At 44.9% G+C, this 19,155-nt stretch carries 15 protein-coding genes; 11 read left to right on the forward strand and 4 right to left on the reverse strand.

Annotated elements, in window-relative coordinates; all coding sequences use genetic code 11:
* The first annotated feature begins 80 nt into the window (after window positions 1-80).
* Both hisF and hisIE read left to right on the forward strand, forming a co-directional pair.
* Window positions 81-836 (forward strand): imidazole glycerol phosphate synthase subunit HisF, encoded by a 756-nt coding sequence (gene hisF / locus AAA943_RS09630; RefSeq protein ID WP_338224019.1) that lies wholly within the window; start codon window positions 81-83, stop codon window positions 834-836.
* A gap of 171 nt (window positions 837-1,007) precedes the next feature.
* Window positions 1,008-1,616, forward strand: a complete 609-nt coding sequence (gene hisIE, locus AAA943_RS09635) for a bifunctional phosphoribosyl-AMP cyclohydrolase/phosphoribosyl-ATP diphosphatase HisIE (RefSeq protein WP_338224073.1) — start codon at window positions 1,008-1,010, stop codon at window positions 1,614-1,616.
* A 39-nt stretch (window positions 1,617-1,655) separates the two neighbouring features.
* On the opposite strand, the gene AAA943_RS09640 is transcribed toward hisIE, so the two are convergent.
* Complete coding sequence (locus AAA943_RS09640; protein WP_338224020.1) at window positions 1,656-2,975, reverse strand: S41 family peptidase; 1,320 nt, start codon at window positions 2,973-2,975, stop codon at window positions 1,656-1,658.
* A 42-nt stretch (window positions 2,976-3,017) separates the two neighbouring features.
* Entirely contained in the window at window positions 3,018-3,410 is a 393-nt protein-coding gene (locus tag AAA943_RS09645; RefSeq protein ID WP_338224021.1) for a Dabb family protein, read from the reverse strand.
* 132 nt (window positions 3,411-3,542) lie between these two features.
* On the opposite strand from AAA943_RS09645, the gene AAA943_RS09650 reads away from it, so the two are divergent.
* Window positions 3,543-4,529, forward strand: coding sequence for an aldo/keto reductase (locus AAA943_RS09650; RefSeq protein ID WP_338224022.1), 987 nt, complete (start codon window positions 3,543-3,545; stop codon window positions 4,527-4,529).
* 48 nt (window positions 4,530-4,577) lie between these two features.
* Here AAA943_RS09650 and AAA943_RS09655 read toward each other — a convergent pair whose 3' ends face one another.
* Together AAA943_RS09655 and typA are read right to left on the reverse strand one after the other, a co-directional pair.
* Entirely contained in the window at window positions 4,578-5,456 is an 879-nt protein-coding gene (locus AAA943_RS09655; protein WP_338224023.1) for a hypothetical protein, read from the reverse strand.
* Window positions 5,457-5,580: 124 nt separating this feature from the next.
* On the reverse strand, window positions 5,581-7,386 hold the full coding sequence (gene typA, locus AAA943_RS09660; RefSeq protein ID WP_338224024.1) for a translational GTPase TypA: 1,806 nt from the start codon (window positions 7,384-7,386) through the stop codon (window positions 5,581-5,583).
* Between the two features lie 200 nt (window positions 7,387-7,586).
* Between typA and AAA943_RS09665 the strand changes: the two genes are divergently transcribed.
* The 8 genes from AAA943_RS09665 to AAA943_RS09700 all read left to right on the forward strand — a co-directional run bounded on the left by AAA943_RS09665 (window position 7,587) and on the right by AAA943_RS09700 (window position 19,125).
* Window positions 7,587-8,180, forward strand: coding sequence for an RNA polymerase sigma factor (locus AAA943_RS09665; RefSeq protein WP_338224025.1), 594 nt, complete (start codon window positions 7,587-7,589; stop codon window positions 8,178-8,180).
* A 66-nt stretch (window positions 8,181-8,246) separates the two neighbouring features.
* Entirely contained in the window at window positions 8,247-9,257 is a 1,011-nt protein-coding gene (locus tag AAA943_RS09670; protein ID WP_338224026.1) for a FecR family protein, read from the forward strand.
* A gap of 457 nt (window positions 9,258-9,714) precedes the next feature.
* Window positions 9,715-12,831, forward strand: a complete 3,117-nt coding sequence (locus tag AAA943_RS09675; RefSeq protein ID WP_420915601.1) for a SusC/RagA family TonB-linked outer membrane protein — start codon at window positions 9,715-9,717, stop codon at window positions 12,829-12,831.
* Window positions 12,832-12,843: 12 nt separating this feature from the next.
* Entirely contained in the window at window positions 12,844-14,364 is a 1,521-nt protein-coding gene (locus AAA943_RS09680; RefSeq protein ID WP_338224028.1) for a SusD/RagB family nutrient-binding outer membrane lipoprotein, read from the forward strand.
* A 48-nt stretch (window positions 14,365-14,412) separates the two neighbouring features.
* Window positions 14,413-15,342, forward strand: coding sequence for an RraA family protein (locus tag AAA943_RS09685; RefSeq protein WP_338224029.1), 930 nt, complete (start codon window positions 14,413-14,415; stop codon window positions 15,340-15,342).
* A gap of 18 nt (window positions 15,343-15,360) precedes the next feature.
* The gene (locus AAA943_RS09690) at window positions 15,361-16,635 is read left to right on the forward strand and encodes a mandelate racemase/muconate lactonizing enzyme family protein (protein WP_338224030.1); all 1,275 of its coding nucleotides are present in this window, start codon (window positions 15,361-15,363) and stop codon (window positions 16,633-16,635) included.
* A gap of 15 nt (window positions 16,636-16,650) precedes the next feature.
* The gene (locus tag AAA943_RS09695) at window positions 16,651-17,598 is read left to right on the forward strand and encodes an RraA family protein (protein WP_338224031.1); all 948 of its coding nucleotides are present in this window, start codon (window positions 16,651-16,653) and stop codon (window positions 17,596-17,598) included.
* A 39-nt stretch (window positions 17,599-17,637) separates the two neighbouring features.
* Window positions 17,638-19,125, forward strand: a complete 1,488-nt coding sequence (locus tag AAA943_RS09700) for a mandelate racemase/muconate lactonizing enzyme family protein (protein ID WP_338224032.1) — start codon at window positions 17,638-17,640, stop codon at window positions 19,123-19,125.
* Window positions 19,126-19,155: the final 30 nt, after the last annotated feature.

Below are 19,155 nucleotides of genomic sequence, written 5' to 3' on the forward strand. Positions count from 1 at the left end.
AAAATCTCGTAAATCGTCATTCGTAAATCTTCCAACATCGAACTCCGAATATTGAATAATGAAGTTTTGAAAATCTAATCATGCTGACTAAAAGAATTATCCCTTGCCTCGATATCAAAGACGGACGCACCGTCAAGGGAGTCAATTTTGTCCAGCTTCGAGATGCCGGAGATCCGGTGGAGTTGGCGAAAATCTACTCGGACGAAGGAGCGGATGAATTGGTCTTTTTGGATATAACGGCGACTGTAGATAAGCGGAAGACCCTCGCCGAACTTGTAACCAAAGTGGCCAAGGCGATCAATATTCCTTTCACCGTAGGTGGAGGCATTTCCACGGTGGAGGATGTGAAAGTGCTTTTGGCAGCGGGTGCAGATAAAATTTCCATCAACTCCGCCGCAGTCAAAAATCCCGGAGTAATTGACGAAATGGCCAAAGAATTTGGTTCGCAGTGTGTGGTGGTAGCGATCGATACTCGAAATGTGGATGGATTAGATTTTGTCCATACTCACGGAGGGAGAAAGCCCACCTTGCTAAGAACCCAAGCATGGGCTCAGGAAGTGGCCGATCGGGGAGCAGGAGAGATTTTGCTCACGTCCATGGATCATGATGGGACCAAGGCAGGCTTTGCCAATGAACTCACTGCAGAGATTTCTTCGGCTCTATCAATCCCCGTGATTGCTTCTGGAGGAGCGGGAAGTATGCCGCATTTCAAGGATGTGTTTACTTTTGGAAAAGCGGATGCGGCCTTGGCGGCGAGTATTTTCCACTTCAAAGAAATCGGAATTCCAGAACTGAAGGAGTATCTGATTGGAGAGGGGATAAGTATTAGGAAATAATTGAGAATGAATTAAAGATATGCCCTGCGATATAAAAATTAAGATATGCTTTGCGAGATAATGAATTAAGATGTGCAAAGCGAGATGGCCGCTTAACAGCGAATTACATATCTCAGCTTTAGCCTTATCTTTTAAAATATCTGCGCAGCTATCTTATTGTATTTCAAAGAAATAAAAAACATGAACATCGACTTTACTAAAATGAACGGCCTTGTCCCAGCCATTGTCCAGGATGCCTTGAGCGGAAAAGTCCTGATGCAGGGCTATATGAACGAGGAGGCCTTGGCAAAAACGAAAGAGACTGGCATGGTCACTTTTTTCTCCAGAAGCAAGGATCGTTTGTGGACGAAAGGAGAGACTTCCGGTAATTTTATGGAGGTAGTTTCGATTGCAGTGGATTGTGATGGGGATTCCATTTTAGTAAAGGCGAACCCGAGAGGCCCCGTGTGTCATACGGGTTCGGATACTTGCTGGGATGAAGAAAACACCTCCAAAACTGGCTTTATCGATCAACTTCGGTCCATTATCAAGGATCGAAAAAACAATCCTTCGGATAAATCTTACACCGCTTCCCTTTTTGCTAAGGGCATTAACAAAGTAGCTCAGAAAGTGGGTGAAGAAGCCGTAGAAATCGTGATTGAGGCGAAAGATGACAATAAAGAGCTTTTCCTAGGAGAAGCGGCTGATCTACTTTTTCACTATCTCGTGCTTCTTGAGGCCAAGGGGTATGAACTCGATGAAGTGATGGATGTACTCATCCAGAGGCACCAAAAAAAATAAGCCCGAAAATTCTTCCGGGCTTACTCTTCGAGTTTTTTGTTAATAGGCTGGAAATTCCTGTTCCAAGCCTTTGAAGGCATCAATCATCTCCCAAACGGGTTTGTAATATGTATTGGCCCATCTTCCGCTGACTCCACCGTCCTGAATGTACTGAAGCGCAGCCGCCAATCGAAGATCTCTAGGATCCCCCCAATTGAACTCAGGGCTGTCTCCTACTCGAAATGTGGCCGGAAATCCGTCAAAATACTCGGCTTTTCCTTGTGAGTTGGCTATCGCAAAGGTAATTGGGACCAACTCGACATTATTAAGCTGTAGGGTTCTGCTGTAGCGTGATAGCGGAAAAGAACCTACCGGTTTACCAAAGGTATTGTCTCCGATCAGCACCACTTCCATGTAAGGGTCCAGACTGTTGATGATCAGTTCGGATGCAGAAGCTGAACCTCTGGAAGTGATGAAAATCACCCGATTAAGGGCAAGGCTGCCGATTTTATTGAAGTTTTCTGTTTCGTTTAAGCTGAATTTTAATGAATTGAGCTTATTGGTGTACATCACTTTTCCGGTATTGGAGGCTTGGATGAGGTAGTTGAGAATCTGTTCTGCCACGGCCACAGAACCTCCGCCGTTGTATCTCAGATCAATGATTAGTTCATTGATGCCCTGATTTTGGAAATACTCCATGGAGTTTTGGACTTCCTGACTTCGCGTAGGAGTAAGTCCTGCAGTTGCTCTAAAGCTTTGATAGGCCCAATAGCCTACTTTTTTACCTCCTTCTTCAAAAACTCTCCTATCCAATACAGAATTGGACTGGTACTCAGCCTTCACATTGGTGCGAGTAGTAGTAGTGCCATCAGGTAGTCTGAAAGTGAAGGTGTTGGAGATTCCCGGGTCTGAAGGACCCAGCTGAAAATCATACCCTCCAGAGGAGGTTTTGTATGAAGCGATAGACTTTCCGTTGATTTCGATGATCTCCCAGCCTCTTTCCCATCCGTCTTTCCCGGCGGGAGCTTCACTAAAGACAAAGGACACAAACAATCGTTCCTCAGGTGTGAAGGCAAATCCAAAGCCATGGCCTGCATTTCTACCTACAAAAGAGTTGTTAAAGGCTTGTTGGGTAGTCAAGTAGGAGAATCTGTCAAGGGGTTTAAAAATGATTCCATCCAGCAGTTCTTCATTGCTTCCAAATTGGGTTAAATCAACCGGAGTAGGTAATTCCTGATTCCAGAAATACCATTCACGCATGGTGTCTACAATGGCTTTCTTTACTTCCTGTTCCGGAAGCACAGGAGCTGGGGTTTCTTCGGAATTACAAGCCCAAACCCCCAGAAAAACCCACACAAATATCCAATTGAGCTTTTTCATAACTTATTTTTTTCGATAAACGAGGTAAACGGTGGAAAAGGTTTAGATGGCGATGTCATAAACCTTGACCGTCTTCCACATGCGGGAATACTTTTCGATGAATTCCAGGTGCAAGGGGTCTGATTGGTAGGCTAGTTGGGCCTCTAGTGAATCGAAGAATAAAGTACAAGAAACATGAAAGCTATGATCTACCACCTCTCTTTTTTCGGTAGGGGCGGGAGTTCCCATAATAAATCGGGACACATCTTTGCAGCGCCCTAGCATGGGAGCTGCATCGGTCATAAATTCTTTCAAATCGGATTCGTTGTGTAGATAGAAGTAGACTTGGTGAATGAGTGGTTGGGCCATGGATTTGGATTGGGTAAAATGAAACGGAAATAAGGAAACGGCTCCTGCCATTCCCAAGGATTGCAATACTTTTCTTCTTGAAGTCATGGAATTCGAGTGTAGGAATTAACTTTCCATAGTAAGATTTGGGAAGCGATTTTAAAGATAAAAATTTAAATTGCTATTCTTCAATCAGATGGTTTAAGGTTTTTCAAACGAGGTGAAATAGGTAAGAAAATTATGAACTATCGAGTTCTTGGAAAAACAAATTGGAAGGTATCTGAGATCGGTCTGGGTACTTGGCAGGTCGGAGGGGGTTGGGGAAATGCCTTTGAACCCAAAAAAGCCGACCTCATTCTGCATACCGCATTTGATCAGGGGGTCAACTTTGTGGATACTGCCGATGTCTACGACGAAGGATTAAGCGAGGCCTCTGTGGGAAAAGCGGTTCGTGAAAGGAAGGAGAAGATTTTCGTGGCCACCAAGTGTGGACGGAGAATTCAGCCGCACACCCATGAAGGTTATACCCCTGAGCGCTTGCGAAAGTACGTAGAAGACAGCCTGAGAAATTTGGGTCTGGAGCAGATTGATTTGATTCAGCTACATTGTCCCCCGAGTCAAGTCTATACCCGAGGTGAAATATTTTCCCTTTTTGAGGACCTGAAGCAGGAGGGGAAAATTGCAGCAATGGGGGTCTCTGTGGAACGGATCAATGAAGCGATGACGGCCATGAAGTATGACATTGTTTCTACAGTTCAGATCATTTTCAACTTATTTAGGCAGCGTCCGGCTGAGCTGCTGTTCAGCCATGCTGATGTCAATACTATTGGACTTATCGTAAGAGTCCCATTGGCTAGCGGGCTATTGACCGGAAAAATCACCCGGGAAACCCGATTCTCCAAAGATGATCACCGATTCTTCAATCGGGAGGGTAAAGCCTTTGACAAGGGAGAAACCTTCTCTGGAGTACCTTTGGAAAAGGCGTTTCCAGCCGTGGAGGAGCTTAAGGGAGCGTTTTGTGGGGATGCAGATTTGGCGGCTCAGGCCCTTCGATGGATCCTTATGTTTAAAGAAGTGGGGACTGTAATCCCCGGCGCCTCTTCGGTGGATCAGGTCCTTGGAAATATTAGGGCTGCTAAGCTGAGAAAATTAACCTCGCGTCAACTTCAAGAGGCTGAAAGGATTTACAATACGTATGTCAAAGAGGAGGTACACCACCTTTGGTAAAACTAGAGGCTGGTATTCAAAAATACCAGCCTCCTTATTTTGAGTAACTTAGTAGGTTAAATTTTTGAAAAAGTTGTTTTGATCGGTAATCAGGAAATAGTTGTAGGTCACTTTTTCATTTCTTTCCATCAGGACGAGTTTTTCATCATCGGCATGAATCACCTTCAGTTCTTTCGTTTTTGAAGGGATTTCTTTGGTCTTTATGAACAACTCCCCGTCTCTTTCGATTACTGAATCCAATTTAAACATGAGGGGTTTTCGATCTGGCCCATACTTGGTAGCAATGATCCGATCGGGAGACCACGAGTTCCGGTTGAGTTTGTGGGTCTGATAGTGATGAAAAGTACGGGATTCGATAAGTGATTTTACAGCCTCGGTATTGATTTCATTGGTAGAATATCCCATTCCGCTGAAGGACGTTTGGGTCGAGTTACCTGCCTGATTTTCTCCTCCATACTGATTGCCCCTCTGGAAAGTGTTTCCGACAAAAACTACGTTGGCACCAATCATGGATGCTTCCATTTTGAGTTTGTTCAGGGCTCTGTTATTCACCTCATTGATACTAGATAGCGTAGTGACTCCGGTGGCTTTGCTGAACAAATGCCCTTTGGATTGGAGTCCCGCTATATCTTCAGGGTTGTAAGTGATAAAGACTTTTTTGAAATCACTCAGTCCTGTCACTTCTTTGATAGGGCTTTCAAAAACTTCCTCTCTTCCTGATCCAAATACAATTTTTTCAACCTGATGCTTGCTGATTGTGTAAACTGTTTCTTCATTGGGATAGGTGTACTTGATGCTGGTTAGCCCCACCTCCTTGATTTTAACTTCTTTTTGTCCATCTAGAAAATAGAGGATGTCTGAGTTGGATTGGGAAAAGGCGGTCAAGCTGGCAAAACCAAATGCGACTAGGAGTGCGGGTTTTTTCATAATCAATCTATTTTTGAATATTTGACGAAAGAATACGTAATTAGGTTTTTTGAATCCTTTTTTTTCCAAAAAAAAAGCTCTTCGATACCAAAGGGCTTTTAAATCAAGGTCTTTTTAGGGGTGATTAATCCTCTTTTTTGGACATTCTTGCTCTTTCGTTTTCATCCAAATAGATTTTTCTCATTCGGATAGACTTCGGCGTGATTTCGAGGTATTCGTCTTTCTGGATGTACTCCATGGATTCTTCCAAAGAGAAGCGTTTTGGAGGCGCAATTCTCACGTTGTCATCGGATCCTGAAGCACGCATGTTGGTCAATTTCTTACCTTTCTGGACGTTTACCACGATATCATTGTCCCGTGAGTGCTCTCCGATGACCTGACCCGTATACAAATCATCACCCGGTTCAATAAAGAACACCCCGCGATCCTGAAGCTTGTCGATTGCGTAGGCTGTACAAGGACCGCCTTCCATCGAAATTAATGAACCGTTGATTCTGCCTGGTATAGGGCCTTTGAATGGCTCATAGGCTGTAAATCGGTGGTTCATGATGGCTTCACCCTGAGTGGCCGTCAGGACGTTGTTTCTCAACCCGATCAAGCCTCTGGAAGGAATCTTGAATTCAAGGTGCTGCAAGTCACCTTTCGGTTCCATAACCAAAAGTTCACCTTTACGCTGTGTTGCCAATTCGATTACTTTTCCTGCAGTCTCTTGAGGCACATCCACTACTAGCGTTTCAATTGGCTCGCACTTTACGCCGTCAATTTCCTTGAAAATCACCTGAGGCTGACCTACTTGAAGCTCATACCCCTCTCTTCTCATGGTCTCGATCAAGACTGACAAGTGAAGGATTCCTCGGCCATAGACCAAAAACCGGTCTTCGGAGTCAGTAGGTTCTACACGGAGAGCCAGGTTTTTCTCCGTTTCCTTCATTAATCGGTCTCTTAGGTGTCGGGAAGTCACAAATTTTCCTTCCTTACCGAAGAACGGTGAGTTGTTGATCGTGAAGAGCATATTCATCGTAGGCTCATCGATAGAGATCCGGGGAAGGGGCTCCGGCTTTTCTACATCGGCAATCGTATCACCGATTTCAAAATCTTCAATTCCGGTTACTGCACAGATATCTCCTGCGGTTACGGTTTGAGTTTTATTTTTTCCAAGACCTTCAAAGGTATGGAGTTCCTTTACTCTCATTTTTTTGATGGAACCGTCCGCTTTGCATAGAGCAATCTGCTGGTTTTCTGAGATAGTACCGCGTGCTACTCTTCCTATGGCAATTCTTCCCACAAAGTTGGAATAGTCCAAGGAGGTAATCTGCATCTGCAAGGATCCTTCGGAGATTTTAGGAGCAGGAATATGTTCCAAAATAGCATCCAATAGCGGAAGGATAGAATCGGTAGGATTCTGCCAATCAGGCCCCATCCAGTTCTGCTTGGCCGAACCGTAGAGGGTCTGGAATTCCAACTGTTCTTCGGTGGCATCCAAGTTAAACATCAATTCGAAAACGGCTTCATGCACTTCATCTGGACGGCAGTTTTCTTTATCGACTTTATTTACTACCACGATAGGAGTAAGGCCAAGTGCAAGGGCTTTGCCCAAGACAAAGCGGGTCTGAGGCATTGGACCTTCAAAAGCATCGACGAGCAGAATAACCCCGTCAGCCATCTTCAATACACGCTCTACCTCCCCACCAAAATCGGCGTGACCAGGTGTGTCAATGATGTTGATTTTGTGGTCTTTGTAGCGTACAGATACGTTTTTGGAAAGAATGGTGATCCCGCGTTCACGTTCCAGGTCGTTGTTATCAAGAATCAGATCGTCAAATTGCTGATTCTCTCTGAAGATTTTTGAAGCATGGATGATTTTATCCACGAGGGTTGTTTTACCGTGGTCAACGTGTGCGATGATCGCGATATTCCGAATATTCTGCATGGTTTGCCTAATTGAAGGCGCAAAAGTAAGAATTTAATTTGGTAGTAAGGTTATCGCCTTATGAAGTTTGGGGAAGTTGGCCTGATTCTTTGATTGAGTTGGGCTCATAAAATTTTTTTGCTTTCAAAAAATATCAGGATAATCGATGGTTTGAGGTATAAAATACCTTAATTTAATTTTACAAAGTATAAGGTTTGATTATGTTCCTTTCTTCAAAAAGCGAAAAAACCGAATTTTTGGGATCTCCTACTTCAAAAGAGGATGAAAGGCTTTGGGCCAATTTTTTGAATGGAAATGAACTGGCTTTTTGTGCTATTTATAATAAGTATGTGAATGCTTTATTCAACTATGGAATGCATTTATATCCGGATAGGGAGGCCAATAAAGAGTTGATTCAGGAACTGTTCTCTTTTTTGTGGCAAAACAGGTCCTCACTCAAGGAAGTCCATCAAGTCAATGGGTATTTGTTTATCTGCTACAGAAATCTCGTTTTCAGACGGATAAAAGAAAAAGACAATTGGGGGCCGCTTGACTTAATCCCCAATGGAAATGAGTTGGCTGAAGTTTCAACAGAGGAAGTCTGGATCGGAATGGAGACACGCAAGGCCAATGCGGATAGGATCAAAAATGCCATCGAGGGCTTACCTCCAAGGCAGAGAGAAGTAGTTATTTTGAAGTTTTTCAACGGATTGAATAATGATCAACTTGCTGATATATTGGGTATTTCCAAGGAAGGAATCTATAATTTGATGTCAAAAGCGATCGGAAAACTCAGGCTGCTCGTGAAAAATTAGAAAAAAAGTCTGTTTGTACGGTGAGATTTCTTTTGGAAAGTACTCTTTAAGCCAAACCGACCAACAGTGAAATTATCTCCATCAGCATATTTTGATTTTTCCCTTGAAGATTGGATCAGTGATCCTGATTTTCAGACTTATGTATTTCATCCTGACCCGGTTTCCATTCATCAATGGAAGCTTCTGTTTGAAAACTATCCGGACCTCAAGCCTATATCCGAGGAGGCAAGGTCCATCCTTATCAGCTTAAATCAGCCCTCATTTTCACTTGAAAATAATGAAGTCATGGGTATTTGGTCTGGTATTCAAAAGGAAATTCACACCGCCCCGACCAAGCTCCATTTTTCCTCCCGATTGAATTGGAGAATCAAGGTCGCCGCTGCAGGGATGGTAGCGGTATTGGTCTTTGCTGGAATTTGGTGGGTTGAAAAGCCGATCAAATACATTGAGCATAGCACAGGCAATGGAGAGACGATTTCGTTTTACCTGCCGGATAGTTCAGAGGTGATTTTAAATGCCAATTCCAGTCTCACTTATCCGGCAGAATGGGGAGCTGAGAAGATTAGAAAAGTCACCCTTCACGGAGAGGCTTATTTCAATATAAGACACTTGGAGGATCATCGGCCATTTCAGGTGGTACCGAACCAGGGCCTTGAAATACAGGTATTGGGGACGTCTTTCAATGTCTACGAGAGAAACAAGGAGACCCGGGTGGTATTGAGCGAAGGGAAGGTTTCACTCAAGTTTCCCAAATCAAACCTCCGTCATATCGAAATGTCGCCCGGAGACTTAGTGTCCATTTCTCCGGAAAAAATAAGCAGGAAACAGGTAGATACAGATGCTTACACCTCATGGACGAGAAGAATGTTGATCCTCAATGAGACCAGCCTGTCCGAGATTATCCGAGTGGCAGAGGAAACGTTCGGATTTCGGGTGGTAGTGGATGAATCAGTCTCTGTAAATCAGACTGCTTCTGGCTCGATCCCTTTGGAAAACGGAGATGAGTTTATGTCTTTGATTTCCAAGGTGTTTAATTTCAATTTTGAGAAAAAAGATTCCATTTATTATATCCAATAACCCATGTACTCAACTCCAAACCCCAAAATTTCCTATGAAAAAGTTTTTATTTATCACAAGTGTACTATGGTACTGCTGGCATATGGCAAATGCTCAGAATGAGCCTTTGATAGCCTCTTCAAAGAGATCGGATCCATTCGAAAAATCAACCAAAGAGCCTAAAGCCTTACTCAAAGACCGACTTCATGACTTAGAGGAAGTTTTTCAAGTCTCCATTGCATTTAAAGATGACTTGGTCCAGAAGAAGGTGGTTCAACCTGGTTTTTTTCCTAAGGCTTCTCCTGAGGAATCCTTGTCTTTATTGCTAAAAGGCACAGGTATTCAATATGAAAAGGTAGGAGCGGGTTCTTATGTGCTTTTTCCTAAAGCTTCATCAAAAGCCTCCTCTTCGGTAAACCCGGAGATCCCCGCTGGATTTCTGGACAGAACAAATCCTCAAAATGTACCCCACGAGCGTATGGGAATAAAGAGAGAAGTGAGGAAGCCTTCCCATGCGGAATTTTCCGTGACCGGTAGAGTGATGGATGAAAAAGGAAATGGATTCCCAGGAGTCAATATTTTGGTCAAAGGGACAACTCAGGGGACAGTAACTGACATATCGGGCAATTACTCCCTCAATGTCCCGGATGGGAGTTCCGTATTGGTTTTTTCATTTGTAGGATATAATTCTCAAGAAGTGCAGGTTCAAAATCGGTCTGTGATCAATGTTTCCATGTCTTTGGATGAGAGCAGCCTCGAGGAGATCGTCGTGACTGCACTGGGAGTAGAAAAATCCGCTAAAAGCTTGGGGTATTCTACAGCAAGGGTTAAATCCGATGAACTGACAATAAACAGAACTCCCAATTTGATGAATGCACTTCAGGGAAAAATTGCCGGTGTGAATATTTCATCCTTGGGAACCGGTCCAGGTGGAACATCCAAAATCCGAATAAGGGGACAGTCTTCCATTTCAGGCCAAAATAATCCCTTGATAGTTATCAACGGGGTGCCTATAGACAACACCAATTTTGGGACCAATCCAGGAAACAATGCCTCAGATAACTCAATAGGTGTCAGAGGAGGAGGAGTCACCTCTGACGGTGGGGATGGACTCAGCAGCATCAACCCCGATGACGTGGAAAGCATGACCGTCCTGAAAGGAGCTGCCGCCGCCGCTCTTTACGGTTCAAGAGCCAAGGATGGAGTCATCATGATCACTACCAAAAGCAAGGGGGATCGTCAGGGAATCGGGGTTACTTACAATATCAATTATACCAATGAAGCTCCCTTGGACTTTACGGACTATCAATATGAATACGGACAGGGGGAGCAGGGCGTAAGGCCTACCACTCCAAATCCCACTTCAGGTCAATGGTCTTTCGGGGAAAGGTTTCAACCCGGAATGACTCAGGTTTTATTTGACGGGGTTACCGTTCCTTATCAGCCTGTAAGGAACCATATTCGTGATTTTTTCAGAAATGGACAAAATCTAACCAACTCCCTTTCCTTGGCTTCAGCAAGTGAAAAAGGAGGATTCAATCTTTCATTTTCAGATTTGACAAGCAGAGGGATCGTTCCAAACAATAGCTACAACAGGAAAACCATCAACTTAGGTTTTGGCTACGATCTCACTCCCAAACTCAGCTTCAGGGGTAATATTAATTACTCGAATGAAAAAAATACCAATCCGCCAAACATCGGACAACAGGACAACACCATTCCTGTGGCCTTGTACAACCTGGCCAACTCTATGCCGCTCAATGTGCTTGATGAAAACAAGTACGATGAGGATGGAAATGAAGCGGTGTATTCCAGGTTCAGAAACAGAACCAACCCCTATTTTACCCTGGCAGAACAGTTTAACCGAATTATCAGGGATCGAATATTTGGAAATGTTTCATTGAAATACAATTTCACTCCATGGCTGAATATCCAAGGAAGAGTAGGACAGGATTACTGGTCAAGAGATCAGGATTACAATAACTTTCCAACGGGACAGGCCTCCAGAGCACCTGCGCCCGCAGGATTTGTCAACGGAGTGTATACCCAAGAGTCCAGGAGATTTAGGGAAATCAATGCGGATTTTTTGATTTCAGCCAACAAATCGTTTGGGGATATCGGATTCAATGCCTCATTTGGGGGCAATCATATGTATCGAAGGTCTGATGTCAACAGCGTGCAGGTCACTGATTTTGTGGTTCGGGGACTTTATACTGTCCAAAACGGAAGAGCAAAGGATCCTATTTTTGATCTTTCCGAACGGGCCGTCAACTCTCTGTATGGATCTGCAGAGGTTTCCCTAAAGAATCGACTTTTTCTGACAGGTACCCTACGCAACGATTGGTTTTCCACCTTATCTGAAGCCAATAGAAGCATTCTGTATCCTTCGGTAGCTACCAGTTGGGTTTTCAAAGACAATACAGGTGAATCGGGTTGGTTGAATTTTGGCAAGTTGAGAGTAGCTTATGCTGAAGTGGGCAGTGATTCAGATGTTGCTCCGTATTCCGATGTGCTATTCTACGGGATCAACAACAATCTTTTTGGAAATCAGCCTGTCGGAGGTCCTATCGGAACCACCCTTCCTAACCCAGACCTAAGACCCATGCGGGTCGCAGAGACAGAAGTAGGCTTTGAGTTGACGATGTTTCAGGGTAGGGTAAGTCTGGATGTGGCAGGATATCACAAGATCACGACAGATCAGATCGTCAGAGCCCAGATTTCAGATGCGTCGGGATTTGTAACAACTTCGATCAATAGTGGAAAGAGCCAAAATCAGGGGGTTGAGATGCTTTTGACCCTAGTTCCTATAGAAAACTCAAATTTCACCTGGGAATTTACCACCAATGCTACCTACAATAAAACCAAAGTATTGAGTCTGTTAACAGATACACCCGGTGAAAGGATCACGGTAGGGACTCACGTTTTTAATGGAGAGCTCAGGCAGATTGTAGGAGAAGAAATGGCCCAAATTGCTGGATTTGGATTTCGTAGGGATGAACAGGGGAGAATAATTTACGGGGCAAACGGAATTCCCTTGCGAACGCCCGATCTAATCAATTTTGGATCTGCCCTACCCAAGTGGTTTGGCGGGTTTAATAATGCCTTTAATTACAAAGGGGTAATGTTCTCATTTTTGATTGATTTCAAGCTGGGGAATATGATGTTGTCCGGGACTAATTTCAACGCCATCCGTCACGGTCTTCACAAAATGACCCTCCAAGGCAGAGAGGGAGGGGTAATTGGCGAAGGGGTTAACCAAAACGGAGAACCCAATACGGTGGCAGCTCCGGTCCAGTCCTATTGGGAAGTGGTGAGATCTCAGGCCTTGATCGAGCCGGCTGTTTTTGACGGTGGCTATTGGAAGCTCCGCCAAATCACTTTAGGCTACGACTTTACCAAACACCTGAAGGAAAAATCTCCGATCAGAGGGCTCAAATTGAATTTTGTAGCCAATAATGTCCTCTTGCTTCAAAAATGGGTGGACAACATAGACCCGGAGTCTTTTGGGTACTCTTCTGACAACTTAGTCGGTATGGAATCTACCGGATTGCCAACCACCAGAGGGTTAGGCTTTAATCTTAATGTCAAATTCTAATCCCATAAACCAATGAAAAAGATAATTTCTTCCCTTTCCTTGATCATTTTGATGGGATACACCATCTCTTGTGATCAAAACTTCGACGAATTTAATACCAACCAAGTCAATGCTACAGCTATCGATCCGGCATTTCAGCTCAATGCAGCGGTGGTTGGATTGGCCTTTCCCACTTTGGGGACCCTGACTTTTGATATCGGTATTGTGCAACAAATCATTTCCCCAAATTCCGGGGTATTGACAGGGGCAAATTACAACCAAGACAATCGGGAGTTTTCCCAGAGTCTATGGCAGGGGTACTACCGCAACGTAATCAAAAACACGAGGGATGTGATCTCAAGGGTGGAGGGAGTCTCCAACCGCGGAAATCTATTGCAAATGGCTCGCCTGGTCCAAGCCTATGGATTCATGGTATTGACCGATGATTATGGCAGTATACCCTATTTTGACGGAGGAAAAGGCTACACCAACCAAGTGTTTTTGCCCAAATACGATGCACAGCAGGATATTTATGCTGATTTGATCAAGGAAGTCAGAGAAGCTACTGGAGCTTTAAGTTCAAGCCAGAGGATAGAAACGGCAGATGTGCTGTATGCCGGTAACATAGACAAGTGGAAGGCGTTTGGGAATTCCCTTTTATTGAGGCTGGGAATGAGACTCAGCGAGGTGGATCCAGCTTTGGCGCAGCAGGTGGTTTCATCCCTAGGATCGGGACCTTTCATTTTGGACAATACGGACAATGCAGCAATCAGGCATGATAATAATTACCAAAACCCAACTGGAAACACACTGAATTCTACCGAAGCATCAAATTTCTACCTTACCCAGCCTTTTGTCGATTTTCTTAAAAATTCCAACGATCCAAGGCTTTCAGCAATCGCCGTGAGGTATGTTGGAGCTTCTTCTGGGCCTGAACAAACCCCCGAACGAGCTTCTTTTTCTGCTGATTTGCAAATTGGAATGCCCATGGGCAATGACAATGCAGGTGCTGTCAAGGCGGCTTCTGATGCGGGATTGGCAAGCTTTTATGAATTTAGTCAAGCTGACCGAAGAAGGGTTGCCAAGCTTACTGCCCCAAATTTTCTGATTACAGCTAGTCAAACGAACTTACTTCTCGCTGAGGCAAGACACAGAGGATGGATTAGCAGCGGCTCTGCGGAGGAATATTTTCATGCGGGAATCCGTGCCCATATGGTCCAATTGGGTCAGGTAGATGCAGGCTCAATGATTCCTCCGGAAGAAATCAATGCCTTCCTTCAAGCCAACCCATTGATTCAGGCCTCTGCCCTGGAGCAAATCAATGATCAGTATTGGATAGCCTCGTTTCTTAATGGTCCAGAGGCATTTGCCAACTTTAGGAGAAGTGGATTCCCCGCTCTGGCACCAAATCCATTCCCCGGAAGAGAAGTTCCGTTTATCAACCGCCTTACTTATCCCAACTCAGAGATTTCAGTCAATGCAGCTAATGTGCAGGAAGCTATTTCCCTTCAGGGGCCTGATGAGATTGGTACTAAAGTGTGGTGGGACAAATAATTCATCTTTCCTGGTCTTTTTTAAGACTGGGTGTTTTTCCAAAATCCTATGAAAATAATTTTAATTGTAGTTATTCTGCTGAATTGCAGCTATTTCTCATTTGCCCAGCAAATTTCCAAAGAGGAGTTAATCTACCTGACCAGAGAATGGAAGGGTGAGCGATTTCCGGACGGCAGGCCTAAGGTTTCTGATGAAATTCTAAAAAGAATGAGGCTGGTTACCCATGATGAAGCCTGGGCAGTGATGAAAAATGCCGGTTACCTTTACCAATATGCTGACGGCTGGGAAACGATCAATCCGGATAGTATTTTGATTGGTAGAGCAGTTACTGCCACTTTTCTTCCGGGGAGACCCGATATCCATAATGCGATCGATGAGCGGGGAAAGGCTGAGGGAAAAAAAGGGCAGAACTCTTGGCCAGTGGACCTTTTGGTTCAAGGAGACGTCTATGTAGCCAATCAGTTTGGGATTCAGGTCAATGGACCCACTATTGGAGACAATGTAGGCAATGCCATTTATGCCAAAACCGGCAATGGAATTGTCTACGACGGAGCAATTCGGGACATAGCTGGATTGAGGGAAATTGGAGGATTTACCTCTTATTTCTCAAGTTATCACCCTTCTCACCACAATCAACAGGGCAATTTGAATACCATGTTGGTCGGAATCAATCAGCCTACCCGAATCAGGCAAGCTACAGTGATGGCCGGTGATGTGGTTCTGGGTAGAGATGGTGGGGTTTCTTTCATTCCTGCCCACTTGGCCGAACAGGTGGTGATTGTCTCCGAAATTGTCCGGTTAAGAGATATGTTTGGCCATGAACGGCTTAGGGAGGGGAGATATACCGCTGGACAGATAGATACACGCTGGTCGGATGAAATCGAACGAGACTTTTCTCAATGGTTAAATGATCACATCGACGAGCTTCCTGTACCTAAGGCACAAATACAAGAATACCTCAAGAATAGAACTTGGTAACCCAAAATCAACTTTCAAATGAATCAAAAAACAAAAGACAGAAGAGCATTTTTCCAAAAAAGTATAGGACTCACCGGGGCAGCTTTTCTTTTCAGTTTCGGATCAGGGTTGGAAGCCGCTGTAGAGCGGACGCCCAAAGCCTCTGCTCCTTCAGACCTTAAGATCACAGAAGTAAAATGTGGCTATGTCCGGGGAGCACTTTACGTGAAAATCTACACCAACCAGGACGTTTGGGGATGTGGAGAGGCAGTGGATGCCATTCATGGTACCTACTACCTTGTCAAGCGAATGGGTGATCAGATCAAGGGTCAGAGTCCACTCAATCCCAATAGGCTGGCCGAACAACTTCGGAAAGCGGCCTTTTTTGGAGGGGCACAATCGGGTGTCTTTGTTGCAGTGCTCACAGCCATTGAAACGGCTCTGTGGGATCTGACCGGTAAAGTGTTGGGTCTGCCGGTTTATCAATTATTGGGGGGGAAGTACAGGGACAAAATCAGGGTTTACTGTGATACTGCTCTGTATGCCTCCAGTAACCCAACTCCCCAAGATTATGCTGATGCGGCAAAAAATGCGGTTAGCAAAGGCTACAACGCAGTGAAGTTCGATGTGGACAATGGTCGCGATCCCAACAAATACGATCGGTTTAACTGGACCGCCAATCCCATGGAAATCGACAGGATGTACAATTCCATAGCAGCAGTCAGAGAAGCAGTGGGCCCCAATATTGATATCTGTGTGGATATGCATGGACGATACGATGCAATCACTGGATTAAAGATGGCCAAATTGTATGAAGACTTGGACTTGATGTGGCTGGAGGAGCCTGTCCCTGCAGACAATGTGGACGTATACAAAAAAATCACCCAAGAGACTTCTACTCCCATCTGCACCGGAGAAAACATCTACCTGGCCTATGGGTTCACCCGGATCCTAGCCGATCAGGCAGTAGACATCATCATGCCGGACTTGCAAAAAGCAGGCGGATTAGGAGAAGCACAGCGGATTGCCAACTTGGCTAACTTGTACTATGTTCCATTTTCACCCCACATGGTCGCATCTTTTTTAGGCGCAATGGCCTCCTGTCATGTGTGTGCTTCCGTTCCCAATTTTCAGATTTTGGAATGGCAAATCTACATGGATACGGATCAGCTATGGAAAGATATCGTCACATACGACGGCCCCCGTACGGAAAATAGCTTCATTACCCTTTCCGAAAAACCGGGAATCGGGGTGGAGATCCATGAGGAAGGAATGAAAAAGTATGCCCAACCAGGTATCCCCTTTTTTGAATAAGAAAACAACCATACCATGAAAAAAACCAAACTACTAGGAATCTGGAGTATTGCCTTGTTTTGGGTACTGCTGCAGTCTGTTCAGGCCCAGGAAGTGGGTGCAAGTGCCGAATTTATCAAGGCGTTGACCTCAGAGTGGAAAGGAGAAAGAATGTCAGACGGTCGCCCCAAAGTGTCCGATGCCCTACTTGAGCGGCTGAAAAATATCTCCATAGAGGAAGCTTGGGGTGTCTTGCGAAATAAAGGATACAACAACCAATACGAAGGAGATTGGCAAATCATCTGGCCAGATTCTGCCATGACTGGTCGAGTGGTCACAGCTCAGTATATGCCCCTTCGTCCGGATTATCAGAATCAAATCAAGGAACAGGGCGTATCTGCAGAAGGAAGGTCCGCTAAAGGAGGTACCAATTCATGGCCCATAGATATCCTGACTACAGGAGATGTGTATGTAGCTGATGGCTATGGCAAAATAGCCGATGGTACTTTGATCGGAGACAACTTGGGCAATTCCATTTATGCCAAATCGCAGCGGGGGGTTATTTTTTACGGATCTGTCCGTGACCAAGAAGGGCTATCTGAGATCGAAGGATTTAATGCATGGATCAAAGGACAAGACCCATCTTTTATCCGGGAAATGATGCTGACCTCCATCAATGCGCCTATTCGGATAGGAAGAGCCACGGTTTTGCCTGGAGATGTGGTCTTGGCAAAAAAATACGGGGTAATCTTTATTCCTGCCCACTTAGTAGAGGATTTGGTAATTACGGCTGAAGTGACGGCGCTTCGGGATCAATTTGGTCATCAGCGACTCCGCGAAAAGAAATATTTGGCAGGCCAAATCGATTCGGAATGGACTGATGAAATCAAGAAAGATTTCATGGATTGGTTAAAAAACTATCCGGGTAAGCTACCGATGACCCAAGAGGAACTGGATAACTATTTCAAGGAAAGAAATTGGTAACTCTTTCTTTCCAAAACATTAACCCAAAATACCATCAAAATGAAAAATAGATTACAAGAAATCATCGCAAAGCAGCGGGAGGAAGAACGTACCTACGCAAGACAAAGAAAGGCAGAACAAGAAAATCCCTCTACGGGATCCAAAAGAAGAGACTTCTTAAAAAAAACCGCTTTGGGAGGCTTTAGCTTAGCGGCACTGACAGGCTTGAATTTTGAAGATACCATGGCCGAGACTACCCGAAACGTTTCCCGGACTTCAGCACCTTCGGATTTGAAAATCACAGATTTACGCTACTGCGTGACTGCGGTCATGGGGAGAACAGCCATCATCCGGATAGATACCAATCAGGGCATCTACGGGCTTGGGGAAGTCAGGGATGGGGCAGATCCCCGGTACGCACTCATGTTAAAAAGCAGGATCATGGGAGAAAACCCCTGCAATGTTGAAAAGATATTTAAGATCATCCGCCAGTTTGGAGGCCCCGCCCGTCAGGCAGGAGGAGTCTGTGCCGTCGAGATGGCACTTTGGGACTTATGTGGCAAGGCGTATAATGTGCCTGCTTGGCAATTGTTGGGAGGAAGATATCGGGACAAAGTTCGACTGTATGCAGACACTCCCGAAGGCAAAGATCCAGAAGATCAAAAGCAAAGGATCAAATACCGGATGGAAGACCAAGGGTACACTTGGCTCAAGATGGATGTATCCATCAACGAAATCAAAGATATCCCAGGCTGTCTCAATAACACCGAGATATTCAAGAGCGGTGGATCAAGCCAGTGGCAGGGAGGATATATGTCCTATTCCAATACAGCCCATCCTTTCACAGGAATCCAAATTACCGAAAAAGGGCTGGACGAGCTCGAAAAAATTGTTCACAATGTCAGGGAGATGGTGGGCTATGAAGTTCCTATTTCTACAGATCATTATGGCCACATCGACATGAACAATTGCATACGATTGGGCAAGGCTTTGGATAAATATCGCCTGGCTTGGTTTGAGGACATGGTGCCTTGGCAAATGTGGCAACAACACAAAGTCATCACAGACACTTTGGATACCCCAAACCTTACCGGTGAGGATATTTTCCTCTTAAACGGGTTTAAAGATCTCATTCACAACCGGGCTGTGGACATTGTCCATCCTGACTTGGCTTCAAGCGGAGGCTTGTTAGAAACCAAGCGGATCGGAGACTATGCCGAGGAGTTTGGGATTGCCATGGCCATGCATCAGGCGGGTACTCCGGTATCCTTTATGGCCAATGTGCACTGTGCGGCAGCTACCCAGAATTTCCTTTCTTTGGAGCATCATTCGGTAGATTTGCCTTGGTGGGAAGACTTGGTGATCATGACCGGAGGAGACAAGATTATCGACAAGGGGTACGCCCCTGTTCCGTTGACTGCTCCTGGATTAGGAATAGAACTTAATGAAGAGGTGCTCAAACAGCATCTTCATGCCACGGATAAGACCTATTTTGCGCCTACCGAGGAATGGACGGAGAAACGCTCTCATGACAGAACATACAGCTGACCTCCTTGGCCTGCATCGGTAAGGTTCCGA

The organism is Algoriphagus confluentis (genome assembly GCF_036245625.1).
Taxonomy (GTDB): Bacteria; Bacteroidota; Bacteroidia; order Cytophagales; family Cyclobacteriaceae; genus Algoriphagus; species Algoriphagus confluentis.

What these genes read in the sequence shown, in the direction of transcription:
- AAA943_RS09675 (WP_420915601.1), top strand. Translation starts at nt 9,715, where the DNA reads ATGGGAATAAAGAGAGAAGTGAGGAAGCCTTCCCATGCGGAATTTTCC.
- AAA943_RS09645 (WP_338224021.1), bottom strand. Translation starts at nt 3,410, where the DNA reads ATGACTTCAAGAAGAAAAGTATTGCAATCCTTGGGAATGGCAGGAGCC.
- AAA943_RS09695 (WP_338224031.1), top strand. Translation starts at nt 16,651, where the DNA reads ATGAAAAAAACCAAACTACTAGGAATCTGGAGTATTGCCTTGTTTTGG.
- AAA943_RS09685 (WP_338224029.1), top strand. Translation starts at nt 14,413, where the DNA reads ATGAAAATAATTTTAATTGTAGTTATTCTGCTGAATTGCAGCTATTTC.
- AAA943_RS09690 (WP_338224030.1), top strand. Translation starts at nt 15,361, where the DNA reads ATGAATCAAAAAACAAAAGACAGAAGAGCATTTTTCCAAAAAAGTATA.
- AAA943_RS09680 (WP_338224028.1), top strand. Translation starts at nt 12,844, where the DNA reads ATGAAAAAGATAATTTCTTCCCTTTCCTTGATCATTTTGATGGGATAC.
- AAA943_RS09700 (WP_338224032.1), top strand. Translation starts at nt 17,638, where the DNA reads ATGAAAAATAGATTACAAGAAATCATCGCAAAGCAGCGGGAGGAAGAA.
- AAA943_RS09655 (WP_338224023.1), bottom strand. Translation starts at nt 5,456, where the DNA reads ATGAAAAAACCCGCACTCCTAGTCGCATTTGGTTTTGCCAGCTTGACC.
- AAA943_RS09650 (WP_338224022.1), top strand. Translation starts at nt 3,543, where the DNA reads ATGAACTATCGAGTTCTTGGAAAAACAAATTGGAAGGTATCTGAGATC.
- hisF (WP_338224019.1), top strand. Translation starts at nt 81, where the DNA reads ATGCTGACTAAAAGAATTATCCCTTGCCTCGATATCAAAGACGGACGC.
- AAA943_RS09665 (WP_338224025.1), top strand. Translation starts at nt 7,587, where the DNA reads ATGTTCCTTTCTTCAAAAAGCGAAAAAACCGAATTTTTGGGATCTCCT.
- typA (WP_338224024.1), bottom strand. Translation starts at nt 7,386, where the DNA reads ATGCAGAATATTCGGAATATCGCGATCATCGCACACGTTGACCACGGT.
- AAA943_RS09640 (WP_338224020.1), bottom strand. Translation starts at nt 2,975, where the DNA reads ATGAAAAAGCTCAATTGGATATTTGTGTGGGTTTTTCTGGGGGTTTGG.